The organism is Streptomyces sp. NPDC000594 (assembly GCF_040299965.1).
GTDB lineage: Bacteria > Actinomycetota > Actinomycetes > Streptomycetales > Streptomycetaceae > Streptomyces.
The window spans coordinates 176,345-195,838 of sequence record NZ_JBEPCY010000009.1 but is presented as its reverse complement, the minus strand read 5'-3'; the positions used below and the strand labels follow the sequence as shown (position 1 = coordinate 195,838).

Genomic DNA, 19,494 nt, shown 5'->3' with positions numbered 1-19,494 from the left:
ATGAGTGGGTTCGGCTCCCGAGTTTTTTCCTGGGTATGGTGCCTGGATGCTCATCGTTACCTCCGTGAATGTGAACGGTCTCCGCGCCGCCGCCAAGAAGGGCTTCGTGGAGTGGCTGGCCGGCACCGACGCCGATGTGGTCTGCCTCCAGGAGGTACGGGCCGAGCCCGCGCAGCTGCCCGAGGCGGTACGCGCCCCCGAGGGCTGGTTCACGGCGCACGCCCCGGCGGAGGCCAAGGGCCGCGCGGGTGTGACCCTGCTCACCCGCCGTGAGCCGGACGCGGTACGGACCGGCTTCGGCGTCCCCGAGTTCGCGGCGAGCGGCCGGTACATCGAGGCCGATCTCCCCGGGGTGACCGTCGCCAGCCTCTATCTGCCCTCCGGCGAGGTCGGCACGGAGCGCCAGGACGAGAAGTACCGCTTCATGGACGCCTTCCTCCCCTATCTCCAGGAGCTGCGGGAGCGCTCCGCGGCGGCCGGGCGCGAGGTCGTGGTCTGCGGCGACTGGAACATCGCCCACCACGAGGCGGACCTCAAGAACTGGCGGGGCAACCGGAAGAACTCCGGCTTCCTGCCCGAGGAGCGCGCCTGGCTCACCCGGGTCTACGAGGAGACCGGGTACGTGGATGTGCTGCGGGCGCTCCACCCGGAGCAGGAGGGCCCCTACAGCTGGTGGTCCTACCGGGGCCGGGCCTTCGACAACGACACCGGCTGGCGGATCGACCTCCAGGTCGCCACGGAGGGGCTCGCCGGGCGCGCGGTGAAGGGGTTCGTGGAGCGGGCGGCCACCCATGAGGAGCGCTGGAGCGACCACGCGCCGGTGACCGTCGTCTACGGGGCCTGACGGGGCCCGGCGAGAACAGGCGGGGCCCGGCGGGAGCGGGCGGGCGCCGGCGAGGGCGCCGGGGCGGACCGACGGGGGCCGGCGGGGGCCGGTGGGCCGGGGGTCTCAGCCCTCGCGCAGCCGCCGGTCCAGCGCCATCGACAGCTCCGCCTCCACCACACTCTTCGCCAGCGGCCGCAGCCGCTCCGCGTCCCCCTCCGGGACATGGGTCCGCAGCACCTCCACGAACAGCTCCGCCAGCGCGTCCGCGTGCGTCCGCACCCGCCGCCCCGCCGCCAGGACCGCCGCCAGCGGCACCCCTTCCCGTACCAGCGACGCCGACACATCCAGCAGCCGCCGGCTGATGTGCACGATCTCGTCGCCGTCGGTCGCCAGATACCCCAGGTCCAGCGCGGACGCCAGATTCTCCGGGGTCACCTCGCCCTCGAAGTAGTCGGCCAGCTCCTCCGGTGTCAGCCGTACCGGGGTCTCCTCGCTCGGCTCGCCCAGACCCAGGACCTCGCCCACATCCCGGCCGCTCTCGAACGCCTTCGCCAGATCGGCGATCCCGTTCAGTGTGTGACCGCGCTCCAGCAGCGCCGAGATGGTCCGCAGCCGGGCCAGATGGTGATCGCCGTACCAAGCGATCCGGCCCTGTCTGCGCGGGGGCGCCAGCAGTCCGCGCTCGCGGTAGAAGCGCACGGTGCGCACCGACACGCCGGCCCGGCAGGCCAGCTCATCCATCCGGTACTCGCGTCCCTCTGCCACGGGGGAAAGCCTATGTTGTCTGGTCAGTAACTTGGCGGGTCCGACCCCTACCGCTTGGTATCCGGCTGCTCTACTCTCCCCTATTGCGCCAGTGATTACTGGCAAGGTCGCCGGTCCGGAACCAAGGCACCCCCGGATCGCGACCCTTGAACGGGGGCGGGGACACGGACCCGGTCGTGACGTTCGGTCGGGGCGTTCAGTGGGAGGCGGCAGCATGAGCCGGCAGCGACACGAGCAGCACGACGAGCATCCGCACGGAACCGAGCACGAGCGCGAACACCCGGGCGACCGGCCCGGCGACCGGACGGACGACCGCCCCGCCGACCGCCCCGCCGACCGGCCCGGCGACCGCCCCGCCGACCGGACGGGCGATCGGGCCGGGGAGCATCTCGGCCATGTCCGCGTCGCCGTCATAGGCGCCGGATTCGGCGGCATCGGCGCCGCCGTCCGGCTGCGCCGCGAGGGCGTCACCGACTTCGTCGTCCTGGAGCGCGCCGACTCCGTGGGCGGCACCTGGCGCGACAACAGCTACCCGGGGTGCACCTGCGACGTCCCGTCCCACCTCTACTCCTTCTCCTTCGCACCCAACCCCGACTGGCCCCGCACCTTTTCCGGCCAGGGGCACATCCGCGCCTATCTGGAACATGTCACCGATGTCTTCCGGCTCCGCCCCCATCTCCGCCTCGGCCATGAGGTGCTCCGGCTGACCTGGGACGAGACCGAGCTGCGCTGGACGATCGAGACCGGCCGGGGCGTCCTCACCGCGGAGGTCGTGGTCTCCGCGACCGGCCCGCTCTCCGACCCGAAGATCCCCGAGGTCCCCGGGATCGAGGACTTCCCCGGCGAGGTCTTCCACTCCGCCCGCTGGCGCCATGACCTCGACCTCGCAGGCAAACGGGTCGCCATGATCGGCACCGGCGCCTCGGCGGCCCAGATCGTGCCCGCGATCCAGCCCCTGGTCGGCCGGCTCACCCTCTTCCAGCGGACCCCGCCCTGGGTGATGCCCCGGGTGGACCGGCGGATCAGCGAGGCGGAACGCTGGCTCCACCGGCGGCTGCCCCTCACCGGCACCGTGCGGCGCGGCCTGCTCTGGGGCATCCGCGAACTCCAGGTGTCCGCCTTCACCCGGCACCCCTCCCGGCTCGGCCCGGTGGAGGCGCTCTCCCGTGCCAACCTCGCCAAGTCCGTGAAGGACCCGGAGCTGCGCGCCAAGCTGACCCCCTCGTACCGCATCGGCTGCAAGCGCATCCTGCTCTCCAACGAGTACTACCCCGCCCTCGCCCGCCCCAATGTCGAGGTGGTCGCCTCCGGACTCCAGGAGGTCTCCGGCTCCACCCTGATCGCCGCCGACGGCTCCCGGGCCGAGGCCGATGTGATCATCTTCGGTACGGGGTTCCGCGTCACCGACATCCCCATCGCGGAACGGGTCACCGGCGCGGACGGGCACACCCTCGCGGAGGCATGGCGGAAGGACGGCATGCAGGCGCTGCGCGGCGCCACCACGGCGGGCTTCCCCAACTGGATGACGATCATCGGCCCCAATACCGGCCTCGGGAACTCCTCGATGATCCTGATGATCGAGTCCCAGCTGAACTACATGGCCGACTATCTGCGACAGCTGGCCGTCCTCGGCGGGGGCACCGCGCTCGCGGTCCGCCCGGCCGCGCAGACGGAGTGGAACCGCGAGATCCAGCAGCGGATGCGGCGGACCGTGTGGAACACCGGCGGCTGCACCAGCTGGTACCTGGACGCCCAGGGCCGCAACACCACCGTCTGGCCCGGCACCACCGGCGAGTTCCGCCGGCTGACCCGCGAGGTCGACCTCGCCGAGTACGACATCCTCCGCGTCCGGAGCCCACGGGACACCCCCCTGCCCGCCTCCGGCGCCGCCGCGACCGGGGCCGCCCGATGAGCCGCGACCTGCTCGGCGGTGTCGACCACCACACCCTGTACGCCGTCTCCGCCGACGGCTCACGGGTGCACACCCGGGTGTACGGGGAGCGGGGCGCGCCCCCGCTCGTCCTGGTCCACGGCTGGACCTGCTCCACGGAGTTCTGGAACGAGCAGATACGCGAGCTGTCCGCGGAGTACCGGGTCGTCGTCTACGACCAGCGCGGACACGGCCGTACCCCCGCCGCCCCCACCGGGACGGAACACCTCGCCGACGATCTGGAGGCCGTGCTCGCCGCCGTGCTCGAACCCGGCGAGAAGGCGGTGGTCGCCGGGCACTCCATGGGCGGCATGACCATCATGGCCGCCGCCCGCCGGGCCGTCTTCCGCGACCACACCGCGGCGGTGCTGCTCCTCAGCACGGGGGGCTCCCACCTGGTGGACGAGGCCCGCGTCCTCCCGCTGCGGCGCGGTCCCCTGCGCCGCCGGCTCACCCTCTCGATCCTCGGCACCACCGCGCCCATGGGCCCGGTCACCCCGCTCTCCCGGCTGCTGCTCCGCTACGCCACGATGGCGGCGGGGGCGCCGCGGGAACGGGTCGCCGAGTGCGCGCGGATCGTCCACGCCTGTCCCCGGCGGGTACGGGCCGACTGGGCGGGGATACTCGCCACGCTCGACCTCACGGCCGGGGTACGGGCCCTGGAGGTCCCCACGGTGGTCGCCGCGGGCACCGAGGACCGGCTCACCCCCATGGTCCACGCCCGGCGGCTCGCGGCGCTGCTGCCCGACTGCGTGGAGCTGGTGGAGATCTCCGGCGCGGGCCATATGACCCCGGTGGAGAGCCCGCTGACGGTGTCCTCGCTGATCCGGGGGCTCGCCCGGGACCATCTGCCGGTGCGGGCGCGGGGTACGGACCGTGTGAACGGTACGACGGGTACGAACGGTACGAGTGAACGGGAAACCGCCGCGTGAGCCGGGTGTCGCTGGACGGGCAGGTCGCCGTCGTCACCGGGGCGGCGCGGGGCCTCGGTGAGATCGTCGCCCGCAAACTCTCCGCGCGCGGGGCCACGGTCGCCCTCGTCGGGCTCGAACCCGACGAGCTGAAGCGGGTCGCCGCGCGGCTCCACACCGAGGGCGACTGGTGGCACGCCGACGTCACCGACCACGAGGCCATGGCCCGCGTCGCGGCCGAGGTCAAGGAGCGCTTCGGCAAGGTCGACATCGTGGTCGCCAACGCGGGGGTCGCGGCGGGGGGTCCCCTCGACGGCTCCGACCCCCTCGTCTGGCGCCGGGTCATCGAGGTCAACCTCATCGGCAGCGCGGTCACCGGCCGCGCCTTCCTTCCGGCGCTGGCCGAGAGCCGGGGCTACTTCCTCCAGATCGCCTCCCTCGCGGCCATCGCCGCCATGCCGCTCATGACCGCGTACTGCGCCTCCAAGGCGGGCGTCGAGGCGTTCGCGCACGCGCTCCGCGCGGAGGTGGGGCACCGGGGGGTGCGGGTCGGCGTCGCGTATCTCTCCTGGACCGATACGGATATGGTCCGGGGCGCGGACGAGAACGAGGTCATGAGCGCGATGCGGCGTCGGCTGCCGTGGCCCGCGAACCGGACGTATCCGCTCGGTCCGGCGGCGGAGCGGCTGGTCGAGGGCATCGAGCGCCGTGCCGCGCACGTCTATGGCCAGGGCTGGATCCGCGGCACCCAGCCCTTCCGTGGGCTCCTCCCGTCCCTCCTCGGCACCCTGTCCCGCTACGAGATGCGCCGTGCCGCCCCTCTCCTGGCGGAGGGCCCGCCGGACGCGGATCGCCTGGTGGGCGCGGGGGGTGCGGCGGACGCCGAGTCCAGACGCTCTGGGGGAGTTTGAAGCGGGGACCTCAAAATCAAGCCCCTCCGGCGATTGAGGAGCAGGGGTTCGGGGGCTGGCCCCCGACGCTCACCCGAGCCGACTCGGGGCCAAGGTCCGTCCTCAAACGCCGGACCGGCTGGGTTTGTGCGGGCGGTCCGCGACGGGAGGCGGAGAGGCCCGGGGTGGGGCGCACACCTGTGAGAAGCCCCCCACCCCGGGGGATCAGGGGAGCGTCAGGTCGCCTGGTTCTCCCGGAACGTCCGGGGGCGCCGGTTCTCGTTCGCCCTCCGCAACGCCGCGATCAGCTCCGACGCCAGCACCCCCGCCTCGTACGGCGCGAGATAGAGCCCGGTCGGACGGCCCATGCTGCCGTCCGACACGGTCAGCGGGATGTAGACCTCGGCGTCGCCGTCATGGAAGTCCACCAGGTCCACCCGCGCGCCGAGCGTACGGTTCACGGTCCAGGCGGCCTCGGCCTCGTGCCGGATCGGTGATGGAGCGGTCTCGCGCGGATGGTGCGTGGGGAACACGAGAACGTCACCTCCTTGGGGAGTGTTGTCGCGGAACGTGGCTCAAGCATCACGCTCCGCCGCTAGCCTCCGGAAGAGGAAAGGGCGCGGCACCGCGCCTGTACGTGAAGGGCGCTGAGAATATGGGCAAAGAGGACAACCCGTACACGGGGCGCACGAAGGACTTCCTGGGCGAAGAGCTGCGAAGGCGGCGTAACGCCAAGAAACTCTCCCAGCGGGAGCTGGGGAACCGGATGTTCATCTCCGGCTCCTACCTCGGGCAGATCGAGGTGGGCCGCCGGAGGTTAACGAAGGAGATCGCCGTCCGGCTGGACGAGGAGCTGAACACGGACGGCTTCTTCGAACGCCTGGCGAAGGCCACGAAGACGAACAACCATGAGGACTACTTCGCGGACGCGGCCGAGCTGGAGACGCTGGCCCAGGTCATCTGCGAGTACGCCTGCACCCTGGTGCCCGGACTGCTCCAGACCGAGGACTACGCCCGCGCGGTCGTCCGGTCCAGCAATCCGACCGCCCGGGCGGAGAAGGTGGACGAGATCGTCAAATGGCGGATGGAGCGCCAGGGCGTCCTGAAGAACCCCGATCAGCCCGACATGTGGGTCATCCTGAATGAGACCGTGCTGCGCATGGTGGTGGGCGGGCCGAGCGTCATGGCGGCACAGCTGCGGAGGCTCGCCGAGGTCGTCCGGTCCCATCGCGCTGTGGTCCAGGTCGTCCCCTTCTCGGCCGGGCCGCATGGGTGCACCGGTGGAATGGTCACCCTGATGTCCTTCGACGACGCCCCCGATGTCGCCTATGTAGAAGGCGCTTTGTCGGGGCAGTTGTTGGACGATCCGGCCCTGGTTGCCCTGCATCGAAAAGCCTACGATCACGCCAGGGCCGTCGCGCTGTCCCCGGCGGCGTCCCTGAAGCTGATCGAGTCGGTGGCGGAGGAATTCGAGCGATGCGCAGAGAAGCAGACCTGAACGGCGCCGTCTGGCGCAAGTCCAGCTACAGCAACGGTCAGAGCGCGAGCTGCGTCGAAGTCAGTGATGGCTTCCCCGGGCTCGTCCCCGTACGGGACAGCAAGGTCCCCGCCGGGCCCGCGCTCCTCATCGGTGCGCCCGCGTGGACCGCGTTCGTCCGGGACCTGGGCGAGTAATTTCACCGCGCGGCCCCGGCGGGTGGAGTGCTCGCCGGGGCCGTGCCGTGGGATCAGGCTTCGTCGTCCGTCGCGGACAGGATCATCTGGAAGGACTGGTTCACCGCGAGGAGGCCGCCGTCCACGCGCAGGGTGGTGCCCGTGATCCAGGAGGCGTCGGAGGAGGCCAGGAAGGCCACCGCGTTCGCCACGTCCTCGGGTCGGCCGACGCGGCCCAAGGGGTAGAGGGCCCGGCCCAGTTCGGCGATGCCGCGTTCGCGGCCGTCCCAGGCGCGGGTGTGGATCGTGCCCGGGTTGATCTGGTTGACCCGGACCCCGCGCGGGCCGCCGTGGCCCGCCAGCGTGCGGGTGAAGGAGGCGAGGCCCGCCTTGGCCGCGCTGTAGGCGTGGCCGTCGAAGTCGACCTCCGCGTTCACGGAGCCGATGTTGACGATCGCGCCCCGGCCCGACGCCTCCAGATGCGGCATCGCCGCGCGGGCGAAGCGGAAGGCGCCCGTGAGGCAGATGTCGATGACCCGGTTCCAGGAGTCCTCGGGCTGGTCCTCCACCAGCGGGGTGTCGTCGGTGTTGGCGAAGGCGTTGTTGACCAGGACATCGAGCCGGCCGAAGTGCTCGACGGCGTGGGCGACGGCCGTCTCGACCTGGTCCGTGTCGGACACGTCGCAGACGACGAAGGAGGCGCCGGGGATATCGGCGGCGGTCTTCCGTGCCGCCTCGGGGTCGATGTCGGCGATGAGGACCCGGGCGCCCTCGGAGGCGAGGCGGCGTGCGGTGGCCTCGCCCACACCACGGGCGCCGCCGGTGATCAGTGCCGCGTACCCCGCAAAACGTTTCAGCGCATCGGTCATAGCGCTGAACGTACAGCGCGGATCAAGCTCTGACCACGGGAATCCGCCGTAACTCCCTGACGCAGACCGTTGGTCACATAGCCGAGGGCGATCCCGGACTCCGGGTCCGCGAAGCCCAGGGAGCCGCCGCGCCCCGGGTGGCCGAAGGAGCCGGGGCCGAGCAGGGGGCAGGCCGCGCCGTGGAGCATGTAGCCGAGGCCGAAGCGGGTGGGGACGGCGAGGACCCGGTCGGTCCCGGCGGACTCCTCGGTACGGGCGAGGGTGAGCGTCGCCGGGGCGAAGAGGCGGGGGCGGCCGTTGACGGGGCCGATCGTCGCCGCGTAGAAGCGGGCCACGGCGCGGGCGGTGGAGATGCCGTTGGAGGCGGGGAGTTCGGCGGCGCGGTAGGCGGGGTCGTTCTCGTCGGGGAGCGGGTCGATCACCCCGAAGGCCCGGCGGGTCAGGGAGTCGGGGTCGCGGTAGGCGTCGGTGACCGAGCGTTTGGGGCGCAGGGTGAGGCCGGGCGATGTCGCGGGCTCCTCGACCGGGCCGATCCGGCCCACGCGGTGGGCCTCCTCCGGGGGCAGCCCGATCCAGAAGTCCAGGCCGAGGGGGCGGGCGATCTCCTCGGCGACCCAGCGGCCGATGGTGCGGCCGGTGACCCGGCGGACCAGTTCGGAGATCAGCCAGCTGAAGCTCTGCGGGTGGTAGCCGTGGTCGGCGCCCGGCGCCCAGGCGGGGGCCTGCGCGGCCATCGCGGCGGGGCCGCTGACCCCGTCGATCGCCTGCGCCGGGGTGAGCGGGTGGTCCAGGGCCGGGAGCCCCGCGCGGTGGGCGAGGAGATGGCGGACCAGGACCCGTTCCTTGCCGGCCGCCGTGAACTCCGGCCAGTACGTGCCGACGGGGGCGTCCAGGTCGATCTGGCCGCGCTGGTGGAGCAGGAGGACCACGGCGGCGGCGACGCCCTTGGTGACCGAGCGCACGACCTGCGCGGTGTCCACGGCCCAGGGCTCGTCGCCGTCCACGTCGCGGGTCCCGGCCCAGAGGTCGGCGACCTTGTGGCCGTGGTGGTAGACGGCGACGGCCGCGCCCCGCTCGCCCCGTTCCTCGAAGTTGCGTACGAACGCTGCGCGTACCGGCTCAAAGCCCTCCGCCACCGTGCCCTGGACGTCCACTGCTCTCGGTGTCCCTTCCCGCCGCTGCCGACCCCCATGGTGCAACGACGGGTGGGCCGGCCGGTTCAGCGGGGGCGGGCGGCGGCCGGATCGAAGCCGAAGGGCAGCTCCAGACGGTGGCGGTGGAGGAGACCGGTGTCGGTGAGGAGTTCCCCGGTGGGGCCGTCGGCGACGATCACGCCGTCGCTGAGGATCACCGCACGGGGACACAGCTCCAGGGCGTAGGGGAGATCGTGGGTGACCATCAGGACGGTGACGGCCAGGGAGCGCAGGATGTCGGCGAGTTCCCGGCGGGAGGCGGGGTCGAGGTTGGAGGAGGGCTCGTCCAGGACGAGGATCTCCGGCTCCATCACCAGGACGGTGGCGAGGGCGACCCGGCGGCGCTGACCGAAGGAGAGGTGGTGCGGGGGCCGGTCGGCGCAGTCGGCCATGCCGACCCGGTCGAGGGCGGTGCGCACCCGGGCGTCGAGCGCGTCGCCGCGTAATCCGGCCGCCGCCGGGCCGAAGGCCACGTCGTCGCGGACGGTGGGCATGAAGAGCTGGTCGTCGGGGTCCTGGAAGACGATGCCGACCTTCCGCCGTATCTCGGCGAGATGGGGCCGGCCGACGGGGAGCCCGCCGATACGGACCTCGCCCGCGCCGCCGCCGAGGATGCCGTTGAGATGGAGGGCGAGGGTGGTCTTGCCCGCGCCGTTGGGGCCGAGGAGGGCGACCCGTTCGCCCCGGGCGACGGTCAGATCGACGCCGAAGAGGGCCTGATGGCCGTCGGGATAGGCGAAGGCGAGCCGGCTGATGTGGAGGGAGTCGGTGGTCATACCGGCCCTTTCGGTCGTACGGTCATGGCTGTCCCGGCCGGTGCTCTGTACGCCGTGCGCCGGTGATCCGTTCACCGGGTGGTCCACCCCATGAGACAGAGGGCGAGGGCCGCTGCCGGGAGGGCGAGGGCGCAGCACCACTGGGCCCGGGTGGCGGCGGTGTCGGCGAGCGGGGGCAGGGCCCCCGTACCCCCTCGACTGACCATGGCGAGATGGACCCGCTCGCCGCGCTCGAAGGCCCGGACGAAGAGCGCGCCCGCCGACGCGGCCAGGACCCGCCAGTGGTGGGGTCCCCGGGCCTCGAACCCCCGGGAGCGGCGGGCGATCGACATCCGGCGGGACTCCTCGGTGAGGAGATCGGCGTAACGGACCATGAAGGCGGCGATCTGGAGGAGGAGCGGGGGCAGTCCGAGCCGCTGGAGGCCGAGGAGCAGGGCGGTCGGCGCGGTGGTGGCGGCGAGGACGACGGAGGCGGCGACGCCCAGGGTGGCCTTGGCGAGGATGTTCCAGGCGCCCCAGAGCCCGGGGAGGCTCAGATCGAGCCCGAGGAGCCGGGTGGTCTCGCCGGGCACGGTCAGCGGCAGCAGCAGGGCGAAGGCGATGAACGGCACCTCGATCAGCAGCCGCCGGGCGACCAGTCCGAAGGGCAGCCGGGCGAGTGCGGTGACGGCGGCGATCAGCAGCGCGTACCCGCCGAAGGCCCAGACCGCCTCGCGCGGGGTCGCGGTCACGGCCAGGGTGAGGCCCAGGGTGGCGAGGATCTTGCAGGGGGCGGGGAGCCGGTGGACGGGGGAGGTGCCGGGGTGGTGGAGCCGGTGGGCATGGCCCGCGCCCATCTCAGCCGTCCCGGCGGGGGGTACGGGCATGGCGGGCGGCGCGGCGGCGGCGCACCACCGGGTAGAGGACGGCGGTGCCTGCGGTGACGGTGACGGCGACCCCGGTCAGCCCCGCGAGGCCGGTGGCGAGCCGGTCGTCGGTGAGATCGCCGAAGCCGTAGTCGGCGAGGGGGGAGTCGGCGGCGGCGTGCTCCTCGGCGTGCTCGTCCATGCCGTGGTCGGCGGCGACCTTCTCCAGTCCGTCGGGGCTGGCGGAGGCGTAGAAGGAGACCCCGCCCGCGAGGACGGCGGCGACGGCGAGCCCGGCGAACAGGAAGCGGCGGGGTGGGGCGGCTGTCTTCGGGGGAGGGGCCGGGGCGGTGCCCAGCTGGAGGGGGCGGTGTACGCCCCGGGCGGCATGGACCAGGTCGGGGCGGACGGCGAGCACCGCGCCCACGGTGAGTGCGGTGATCACGGCCTCACCGGCGCCGATCAGGAGATGGACACCGGCCATCGCGCCGAGGACGGTCCCGAGGGGGATCCCGGTGGTGCCGCCGAGCGCGTACAGCAGGGTGAAGGCGACGGCGGAGGCGGGGACGGAGACCAGGGCGGCGGTGAAGGCGGCGGCGGTGACCGAGCGGTGGGTACGGGGCAGCACGGCGAGCAGCCCGCGCAGCAGGGCCTGGGCGACGAGGACCGTGACCACGCCCATGACCAGCACATTGACGCCGAGGGCGGTGAGTCCGCCGTCGGCGAAGAGCAGGCCCTGGACCAGCAGGACGACCGTGACACAGAGGATCGCGGTGTACGGGCCGGCCAGGGCGCAGGCGAGCGCCCCGCCGAGGAGATGGCCGCTGGTGCCGCCCGCGACGGGGAAGTTCAGCATCTGCGCGGCGAAGACGAAGGCGGCGACGAGTCCGGCGAGCGGGGCGAGGCGTTCGCCCCGGTCGCCGGGGCCGGTGGCGGCGGGTGCGTCCAGGTCGCGGCGGGCGCCCTGGAGGCAGATCCCGAGGGCGGTGGCCGCCGCGACCCCGGCGGCGAGGGAGACGGGCGCGTTGATGAATCCGTCGGGTACGTGCATGGCTGGCTCCGCATCGGACAGACGCGTGGAAGGCGTGTCGGCGTGTACGTACGGGTGCGTACGGGTGCGTACCGGTGGCGTACGGGTCGGCGTGTGCGTACGGGGCGCGGGTGGGCGTACCGGGGCAGGGAGAAGGGCCTGAGCGGGAGCGCGGGGGGTTCGCATGACGTCACAGGGGCGTACCGGACGACTACCGGGCGGCTGCGGTACGGAGCCGGGGGCCGTGGGCGCGCGGGGACGGACCGTTCCGTCGATAGTGGGCCTGTCGCACAGGGCTGGCAAGGGCGCTGCGGTCGTAGATGCGGACCGCTCGCGGGCGGGGCTCGTGCCCGCACGCCAAAATATGGGACATTAGATGACGAATAAGACAAATGTGAGGAGCGTTCGATGTCCGCCACGGCTGTCGAGGAACACGCATGGGGCCGGATCGTCACCGACGCTCCCCAGGCGCGCCCGGTAAGGGTGGCGCTCCGCTACGAACCGGCCGAGGACCCCCGCGCCATCCACTTCTCCTTCCCCAGCGGCAGCGACTGGACCCTGCCCCGCGAGGTGCTGGAGACCGGGCTGCGGGCCCCCGCCCGCAGTGGCGATGTGGAGGTCTGGCCCTGTGGGCGGGTGCAGGCGGTCGTGGAGTTCCACACCGCCGACGGGGTGGACGTGGTGCAGTTCGACACCAGCGCGCTGCGCCGCTTCATCCGGCACACCTATGCGGCGGCGGCCGGGGCGCCCATCGATTAGCGGCTTTTGGGCGGGTACGGAAAGGGCCGGGTGCGACAAGGGCCGGGTACGGAAGGGGCCGCGTACGGAAGGGGCCGCGTACGGAAAGGGCCGTGCCCGCCGCTCCCTGAGGAGTGGCGGGCACGGCCCTGTGGTGATCGGAGCGATCAGACGCCGACCAGGCGGCGGCGCTCCTCGTCCGGGTCCTCCGGGGAGGCGGCGAGGTGCTGCGAGAGCTTCTCACCCTCCACGTCCACATTGGGCAGGATCCGGTCCAGCCAGGCCGGCAGCGACCACGCCTTGGCGCCGAGCAGCGCCAGCACGGCGGGGACGATCGCCATCCGGACCACGAAGGCGTCGAAGAGGACCGCGATGGCGAGACCGAAGCCCATCATCGTGACCATCTGGTCGCCCGAGCCGATGAAGCCGGCGAAGACGCCGATCATGATGACCGCGGCGGCGGTGACCACCCGGGCCCCGTGGTGGAAGCCGGTGACCACGGCATCGGCGGGCCGCTCGCCGTGGACGAACGCCTCCCGCATCCGGGTCACCAGGAACACCTCGTAGTCCATGGCGAGACCGAAGACCACACCCACCATGAAGATCGGCATCATCGACATGATCGGGCCGGGCTGCTCGACATTGAACAGCTCGCCCATCCAGCCCCACTGGAAGACCGCGACGACCGCGCCCAGCGCCGCGAGGACCGAGAGCAGGAAGCCCAGGGCCGCCTTGAGCGGGACGAGGATGGAGCGGAAGACCAGCATCAGCAGGAGGAAGGCGAGGCCCACCACCAGCGCCAGATACGGGACCAGCGCGTCGTTCATCTTCTGCGAGAAGTCGATGTTCAGCGCGGGGACACCGGTGACCAGGATCGAGGTGCCCTCGACCGACTTGACCGGGCCGCCGGCCTCACGGATCTCGTGGACCAGGTCCTCGGTCTTGGTGGAGGACGGACGGTCCTCGGGGATCACGGTGATCATGCTGGTGTCGCCCGCCTTGTTCAGCGGGGAGGGCGCCGCGAAGGCGACCCCGTCGACCTTGCCCAGACGCTCGGTGATCTCGTCGACGGCACCCTTGGGGTCGTCGCTCTTCTTGGCGTCCACGACCAGCGTCAGCGGGCCGTTGAAGCCCGGACCGAAGCCCTCGGAGAGCATGTCGTACGCCTGGCGCGGGCTGGACGACGGCGCCTGGGCGCCCTCGTCCGGCAGGCCCAGCTGGAGCGAGGAGACCGGTGCGGCGATCACACCGAGACCGACGACCGCGACGACCAGCACCGCGACGGGGCGGCGCAGGACGAACCGGGCCCAGCGGGTACCGCCGTTGGGCTTGCCTGCGGCGACCTTGGCGGCGATGGCGGTGGGCGTCTCGCCCGCCTTCATGGCCTTGCGGGTCTTGCGGCTGAAGGCCATCTTCCCGGCGAAGCCCAGCAGCGCGGGTATCAGGGTCAGCGCGATGACGACGGCGATGACCACGGTCGCGGCGGCGGCGAAGCCCATCTTCGTCAGGATCGGGATGTTGACGACGGCGAGGCCGCACAGGGCGATGACGACGGTCAGACCGGCGAAGACCACCGCGGAGCCCGCGGTGCCGGTCGCCCGGCCGATCGCTTCCTCACGGCTGTGTCCGTCGGCCACCTCGGCCCGGTAGCGGGAGACGATGAAGAGCGCGTAGTCGATACCGACCGCGAGACCGATCATCGTCGCCAGGGTGCCGGTGGTGGTGCCCAGGTCCAGGACGTTGGCGAGCGCGGTGATCGAGGAGATACCGATACCCACACCGATGATGGCGGTGAGCAGCGGCAGACCGGCGGCCACCATGGAGCCGAAGGTGATGACCAGCACCACCGCGGCGATGGCGATACCCACCGCCTCGGCGGAGGACGGGTCCATCTCGGCCATGGCGGCGTCGCCGCCGATCTCGACCTGCATCCCGGAGTCGCGGGCCTGCTCGCCCGCCTTCTGGAGCGCCTCACGGGTGTCGTCGGTCAGCTCCATGGCGTTGGCCTTGTAGCTGACGGTGATGTAGGCGGTGGAGCCGTCCTTGGAGACGGCGTCCGTGGTGAACGGGTCGGCGGCGTCGGCGACCTGCTTCGAGCCCGCCTTCAGACCGTCGACGGCCTTGGTGATCTCCGACTTGAACTTGGCGTCGGTCACCTTCTGGCCGTCGGGGGCCTTGAAGACCATACGGCCGACGGCACCGTCGGCCATGACTCCGGGGAAGCGCTCTTCCATGAGGTCGAACGCCTGCTGGGACTCGGTTCCGGGCAGCGCGAAACCGGGGTCCTTGGCCTTGGCCGCGGCGGAGGCGCCCGCACCGGCCAGCACCAGGAGCGCTATCCAGGTCAGTAGGACGATCCAGCGTCGGCGGAAGGAGCTTCTGCCGAGCTTGTAGAGAAACGTGGCCACGAGGGCTTTCTCCCGTTGAGTGAGACGAGACAGGACATGGGGAGTCGGCCCGACGGACGAGAGCGGCGCGCGTCAGGTGCGGGTGCTGCGGTACTGCTGAGCGGGTTCCGGACGGGGTCCGGGCCCTTCCGGTGGGTGCCGGGAGGGCGTCCCGGCGGGTGGCCGGGGATTCCCGGTGGGTGCCGGGAAGGGGTTCGCGGGGGGAGCCGGTGGGGACGGCTCCGGTCAGCAGGGTCGGTCGCCGGACTCCGGGGGTGGGGACACCCGGTCCGTGCTGTCGTGGTGACGACAGCACGGGGCCCCTCCGGCACCCCGGCAACGGGGTCGCGGAAGCGGCGGGTGCGGTGCGGTGCGTATCGGTCCGGTGGAGCCCATCACGCCTCCAGCGCCGGAAGGACGACGGAGTCGACATACCGGGTCAGATACTCCCGGTCGGGCGCCTTGTCGTCGATGATCTCCCGGGCGACGAAGGCGCCGAGCAGCGTATACGCCGCCAGCTCCACCGCCGGATTGTCCGGACGGATCTCCCCGCGGTCGATCGCGCGGTCCAGCACCTTCCTCAACTCGCCGGTCTCCGGGCCGATCACCCGCTCCCGCATGGCCTCATGGAGGTCGGGATACTCATGGATCGCCTGGAAGAGGCCGCGCATCAGCGCGGTGTCCTTCTCCAGCTGGAGATCGTCGGTGAGCTTGATCATCTCGTGGAAGTCCCCGCGGAGCGTGCCGGTGTCGACCTGCACGTCGTGGGGCGGGCACTTCTGGAGCGCGGTGGCGACCAGCTGGGGCTTGCTGCCCCACTGGCGGTAGAGGGTGGCCTTGCTGGACCGGGTGCGGGCGGCGACGGCGTCCATCGTCAGGGCGCCGTACCCCACCTCGCGGAGGAGATCGAGCACCGCCTCAAACAGCTCGACCTCGCGCTCAGGGGTGAGTCGGCTCCGGGTCGTCATGACCGGGCCTCCTTTCCCTTGTTCGCTCGAACGAAACGGTTTCGTACACCTGGACTCCAAAGGTAGCCCACAGGTTGAGCGAAACGAAATCGTTTCGCTTGTGGTGTCGCTCACGAGAGGGCCTGTTCCGGTGATATCGCCAGGTGATGGGGGGTGCGGCGGGCGCGGGCCCGGTGGGATCACCCAGGGAATCCCGCGGAAATCCCGCAGGACTTCAGCGGGATTTCAGCGGGGCGCAGGGCGGGGCCCGGGGCGCCGTCCGGCCGGCCCGGTCCGGTACGGCTCCGGTTGCCGGGTCCCCGGGGCGCGGAAAGCATTGAGGGGTGAGCGACGACCGTGACGCGCCGGCATACCTCCGCTTCCCCCATCTCCACGAGGACCTGCTGTGCTTCGCCGCCGAGGACGACCTCTGGCTCGCGCCCCTGGTCCCGGCGGGGCACCGGCCCGGCCGCGCCTGGCGGCTCACCGTGGACCGCACCCGCCTCGGCCCGCCCCGCTTCTCCCCCGACGGCCGCCATATCGCGTACACGCACTGGCGCACCCTGGACCCCGAGATCCAGCTGCTCCCGGTGGCGGGCGGCCCGGCCCGGCCGCTCACCCACTGGGGCTCCGCCGACACCCGGGTCTGCGGCTGGGACCCCGACGGCCGGATCCTCGCGGTCTCCTCGCAGGGGCAGCCGTTCTCGTACTTCTCCTGGGCGTACACCGTCCCCGTGGACGGCTCACCCGGCGGACGGCTGCCCTGGGGGCCGGTCTCCGACATCGCCGTCGCCGATCTGCCCACGGGTGAGGCCGAGGGGGAGCGGCGCACCCTGCTGCTGACCGGCCGGCCCCCGCACGAGGCCGCCTCCTGGAAGCGGTACCGGGGCGGCGCGACCGGGCGGCTCTGGCTGCACGGGCGGCGGCTGCTCGCGGGCCTCGGCGGCCAGCTGGAATGCCCCATGATCGTCGGCGGCCGGATCGCCTTTCTCTCCGACCACGAGGGGATCGGCAACCTCTACTCCTGCCTGCCGGACGGGAGCGGGCTGCGCCGCCACACCGACCACGACGCCTTCTACGCCCGCCATGCCTCGACCGACGGACGGCGGGTGGTCTACCAGTGCGCGGGCGAGCTGTGGATCGCCGAGGAGCTGACCGCCCCCGACGCCGTCCCGCGCCGGCTGGAGATCCGGCTGGGCGCGGCGCGCCCCGGGCGGCGCCCGTACCAGGTCCCGGCCGCCAGCCATGTCGACGCGGTCTCCGTGGACACCACCGGACGGGCCAGCGCGGTCTCCGTACGCGGCAGCCTGTACTGGCTCACCCACCGTGACGGCCCGGCGCGCACCATCGCGGACACCCCGGGGGTACGGGTGAGGCTGCCGGTGATGCTCGGCACGGGCGGACGGCTGGCGTATGTCACGGACGCGGCGGGCGAGGACGCGGTGGAGCTGGCGCAGCTCCCCCGGGCCAGCGGGGAACGGCCACCGCTGCGGCTCGCGGCGGGACCGCTCGGCCGGGTCCAGGAGATGGTCTCCGACCCGGCGGGGGAGCGGCTGGCGCTGGCCGCGCACGACGGGCGGCTGCTGCTGCTCGACGTACCGGAGGAGGACGCCGTCGGCGGTACGGGGGCCGTCGAGCTGATCCGGTCGGTCAACGGCCCCGTGCGGGACCTCGCCTTCTCCCCGGACGGCGGCTGGCTCGCCTGGTCCCACCCCGGCATCGGCCGCTCGCTGCGGCAGATCAAACTGGCCCGGATCAAGGACCGGACCATCGTGGACGCCACCAACGGCCGCTTCGAGGACGAGAACCCGGTCTTCACCGGCGACGGCCGGTATCTCGCCTTCCTCTCCTGGCGGGGGTTCGACCCGGTGTACGACGTGCACACCGGCGATCTGTCGTTCCCGCTGGGCTGCCGCCCCTATCTCGTACCGCTGTCGTCGGCGACCCCGTCCCCCTTCGCGCTCTCCCCGGACGGGCGGCCCGCGGCGGGCGGCCTCGATCCGCTGGAGGAGCCGGAGGAGGGCGAGGGCGCGGCGGCCGGCGAGGGGGCGGCGGTGATGGTGGAGGTCGAGGGGCTGGAGAGCCGGGTGACGCCGTTCCCCGTGGCGGCCTCCAAGTACTCCTCGATGGAGCCGGTGAGCGGCGGCGGGCTGGTCTGGCTGCGCTGGCCGATCTCCGGCGCCCTCGGGGAGACCTTCGCCAACCCCGCCGACACCTCCGGGCGGCCCACGCTGGAGCACTTCGACATCTCCAAGGCGAGCCGTACCGAACTCATGGTCCATGTGGACTGGTTCGCGGTGAGCGGCGACGGCACCCGGCTCGTCGTCGTGGACGAGGACGAGCTGAGCGCGGTGCCGGCGGCCGAGCCCGGGGACGCGGAGTCGACCGTCCTCCTCGATCTGCGGCGGATCCTCCACGAGGTCGACCCGGCCTCCGAGTGGCGGCAGTCCTACGCGGAGGCGGGGCGGCTGATCCGCGCCTACTTCTGGGACCCGGGGCTGAGCGGGATCGACTGGGACGCGGTCCTCGCCCAGTACCGGCCGCTGGTGGAACGGGTCGCGTCGCCCGACGAGTTCGCCGATCTGCTCCGCGAGGTCCTCGGCGAGCTGGGCACCTCGCACGCCTATGTCGCGGCGGCCCGGCGGAACGAGGGCCCGCCGCACTACCAGCGGCCGATGGGGCTGCTCGGCGCGGACCTGGTCCGCCGGGACGGCGCCTGGACCGTCCGGCGGATCCTCCCGGGCGACTCCTCCGACTCCCGGGCCCGCTCCCCACTGGCGGGTACGGGCATCCGCGAGGGCGCCGTCCTCACCCAGGTCCACGGCCGCCCGGTGGACCCGGTGGCCGGCCCCTTCCCCATGCTCGCCGGGGCCGGGGGCACCACCGTGGAGCTGACCTTCCGGACCACCGACGGTGGGCTGCGCCGGGTGGCGGTGATCCCCCTGGTGGACGACCGGCCGCTGCGCTACCAGCACTGGGTGGCCAAGCGACGGGCGGTGGTACGGGAGCTGAGCGGCGGGCGCTGCGGCTATCTGCACATCCCCGACCTGGGGGGATCGGGCTGGGCCCAGTTCAACCGCGACCTGCGGCTGGAGGTCTCCCGGCCCGCGCTGATCGTGGACGTCCGGGGGAACGCGGGCGGTCACATCAGCGAGCTGGTGGTGGAGAAGCTGACCCGGCGGATCCTGGGCTGGGACCTCACCCGGGACGCCCAGCCGGTCTCCTACGCCTCGAACGCGCCGCGCGGACCGGTGGTGGCGCTGGCGGACGAGGCGACCTCGTCGGACGGCGACATGATCACGGCGGCGTTCAAACTGCTGGGTCTGGGGCCGGTGGTGGGGACGCGGACGTGGGGCGGGGTGGTGGGGATGACGGGGCGGCACGGGTTGGGGGACGGGACGGTGATCACGGTGCCGATGAACGCGGCGTGGTTCGACGCGTATGGGTGGTCGGTGGAGAACCATGGCGTCGAGCCGGACGTCGAGGCGCTCCGGACGCCCCTCGACTGGGCCGAGGACCGCCACGCCGGCCTCGACGACGCGGTCCGCCTCGCGCTGTCCGCCCTCGCCGACCACCCCCCTGCGAGCCCGCCGGGCTACGACACGGCCCCGGACCGGACCAGACCGCCGCTGCCGCCCCGCTGAGCGGGGCCCCGGTTTTCCGGATCTGCGAGGCAGCGCAGCTCTTGTGGTATCGCTTGAAATCGCCACAAGGTGATTCTCCGCCGAAATGGT

General features: G+C 72.6%; 17 protein-coding genes. 8 read left to right on the top strand and 9 right to left on the bottom strand.

Features of this window, described 5'->3' with window-relative positions; genetic code table 11:
* Window positions 1-46 precede the first annotated feature (46 nt).
* Window positions 47-844, top strand: coding sequence for an exodeoxyribonuclease III (locus tag ABT354_RS16195; protein ID WP_351494009.1), 798 nt, complete (start codon window positions 47-49; stop codon window positions 842-844).
* A gap of 105 nt (window positions 845-949) precedes the next feature.
* On the opposite strand, the gene ABT354_RS16190 is transcribed toward ABT354_RS16195, so the two are convergent.
* The gene (locus ABT354_RS16190; protein ID WP_351494114.1) at window positions 950-1,567 is read right to left on the bottom strand and encodes a MerR family transcriptional regulator; all 618 of its coding nucleotides are present in this window, start codon (window positions 1,565-1,567) and stop codon (window positions 950-952) included.
* Between the two features lie 238 nt (window positions 1,568-1,805).
* On the opposite strand from ABT354_RS16190, the gene ABT354_RS16185 reads away from it, so the two are divergent.
* From ABT354_RS16185 to ABT354_RS16175, 3 genes are read left to right on the top strand one after another with little or no spacing between them, the layout of a single operon-like run.
* Window positions 1,806-3,503 carry a flavin-containing monooxygenase gene (locus ABT354_RS16185; protein WP_351494007.1) on the top strand — a complete coding sequence of 566 codons (1,698 nt, stop codon included), beginning with the start codon at window positions 1,806-1,808 and terminating at the stop codon, window positions 3,501-3,503.
* Window positions 3,500-4,453, top strand: a complete 954-nt coding sequence (locus tag ABT354_RS16180; protein WP_351494005.1) for an alpha/beta fold hydrolase — start codon at window positions 3,500-3,502, stop codon at window positions 4,451-4,453. Before ABT354_RS16185 ends, ABT354_RS16180 begins: the two co-directional genes overlap by 4 nt.
* A complete protein-coding gene (locus tag ABT354_RS16175; protein ID WP_351494003.1) occupies window positions 4,450-5,343 on the top strand; it encodes an SDR family oxidoreductase in 894 nt (297 codons plus the stop codon). Before ABT354_RS16180 ends, ABT354_RS16175 begins: the two co-directional genes overlap by 4 nt.
* Before the next feature lie 215 nt (window positions 5,344-5,558).
* Here ABT354_RS16175 and ABT354_RS16170 read toward each other — a convergent pair whose 3' ends face one another.
* Window positions 5,559-5,855: a hypothetical protein gene (locus ABT354_RS16170; RefSeq protein WP_351494001.1), complete on the bottom strand. Its 297-nt coding sequence runs from the start codon at window positions 5,853-5,855 to the stop codon at window positions 5,559-5,561.
* Window positions 5,856-5,977: 122 nt separating this feature from the next.
* Here ABT354_RS16170 and ABT354_RS16165 point away from each other — a divergent pair, with 122 nt between their 5' ends.
* Complete coding sequence (locus ABT354_RS16165) at window positions 5,978-6,820, top strand: helix-turn-helix domain-containing protein (protein ID WP_351493999.1); 843 nt, start codon at window positions 5,978-5,980, stop codon at window positions 6,818-6,820.
* Window positions 6,799-6,996, top strand: coding sequence for a DUF397 domain-containing protein (locus ABT354_RS16160; protein ID WP_351493997.1), 198 nt, complete (start codon window positions 6,799-6,801; stop codon window positions 6,994-6,996). Before ABT354_RS16165 ends, ABT354_RS16160 begins: the two co-directional genes overlap by 22 nt.
* A gap of 53 nt (window positions 6,997-7,049) precedes the next feature.
* Here the strand turns inward: ABT354_RS16160 and ABT354_RS16155 are convergent, their stop codons facing one another.
* The 5 genes from ABT354_RS16155 to ABT354_RS16135 form a co-directional block, all read right to left on the bottom strand.
* A complete protein-coding gene (locus ABT354_RS16155) occupies window positions 7,050-7,844 on the bottom strand; it encodes an SDR family NAD(P)-dependent oxidoreductase (RefSeq protein ID WP_351493995.1) in 795 nt (264 codons plus the stop codon).
* On the bottom strand, window positions 7,841-8,998 hold the full coding sequence (locus ABT354_RS16150) for a serine hydrolase domain-containing protein (RefSeq protein WP_351493993.1): 1,158 nt from the start codon (window positions 8,996-8,998) through the stop codon (window positions 7,841-7,843). The genes ABT354_RS16155 and ABT354_RS16150 overlap by 4 nt, the downstream gene beginning before the upstream one ends.
* Window positions 8,999-9,063: 65 nt before the next feature.
* Window positions 9,064-9,813, bottom strand: a complete 750-nt coding sequence (locus tag ABT354_RS16145; RefSeq protein ID WP_351493990.1) for an energy-coupling factor ABC transporter ATP-binding protein — start codon at window positions 9,811-9,813, stop codon at window positions 9,064-9,066.
* Between the two features lie 71 nt (window positions 9,814-9,884).
* A complete protein-coding gene (cbiQ, locus tag ABT354_RS16140; protein WP_351493988.1) occupies window positions 9,885-10,649 on the bottom strand; it encodes a cobalt ECF transporter T component CbiQ in 765 nt (254 codons plus the stop codon).
* A 1-nt stretch (window position 10,650) separates the two neighbouring features.
* Window positions 10,651-11,709: an energy-coupling factor ABC transporter permease gene (locus ABT354_RS16135; RefSeq protein ID WP_351493986.1), complete on the bottom strand. Its 1,059-nt coding sequence runs from the start codon at window positions 11,707-11,709 to the stop codon at window positions 10,651-10,653.
* Between the two features lie 387 nt (window positions 11,710-12,096).
* Between ABT354_RS16135 and ABT354_RS16130 the strand changes: the two genes are divergently transcribed.
* Entirely contained in the window at window positions 12,097-12,447 is a 351-nt protein-coding gene (locus tag ABT354_RS16130) for an SsgA family sporulation/cell division regulator (protein WP_351493984.1), read from the top strand.
* Window positions 12,448-12,593: 146 nt separating this feature from the next.
* Here the strand turns inward: ABT354_RS16130 and ABT354_RS16125 are convergent, their stop codons facing one another.
* Together ABT354_RS16125 and ABT354_RS16120 are read right to left on the bottom strand one after the other, a co-directional pair.
* Window positions 12,594-14,834 (bottom strand): MMPL family transporter, encoded by a 2,241-nt coding sequence (locus tag ABT354_RS16125; RefSeq protein ID WP_351493982.1) that lies wholly within the window; start codon window positions 14,832-14,834, stop codon window positions 12,594-12,596.
* Window positions 14,835-15,208: 374 nt separating this feature from the next.
* A complete protein-coding gene (locus ABT354_RS16120; RefSeq protein ID WP_351493980.1) occupies window positions 15,209-15,781 on the bottom strand; it encodes a TetR/AcrR family transcriptional regulator in 573 nt (190 codons plus the stop codon).
* Between the two features lie 323 nt (window positions 15,782-16,104).
* Here ABT354_RS16120 and ABT354_RS16115 point away from each other — a divergent pair, with 323 nt between their 5' ends.
* On the top strand, window positions 16,105-19,404 hold the full coding sequence (locus ABT354_RS16115; RefSeq protein WP_351493978.1) for a S41 family peptidase: 3,300 nt from the start codon (window positions 16,105-16,107) through the stop codon (window positions 19,402-19,404).
* The last annotated feature ends 90 nt before the right edge of the window (window positions 19,405-19,494 follow it).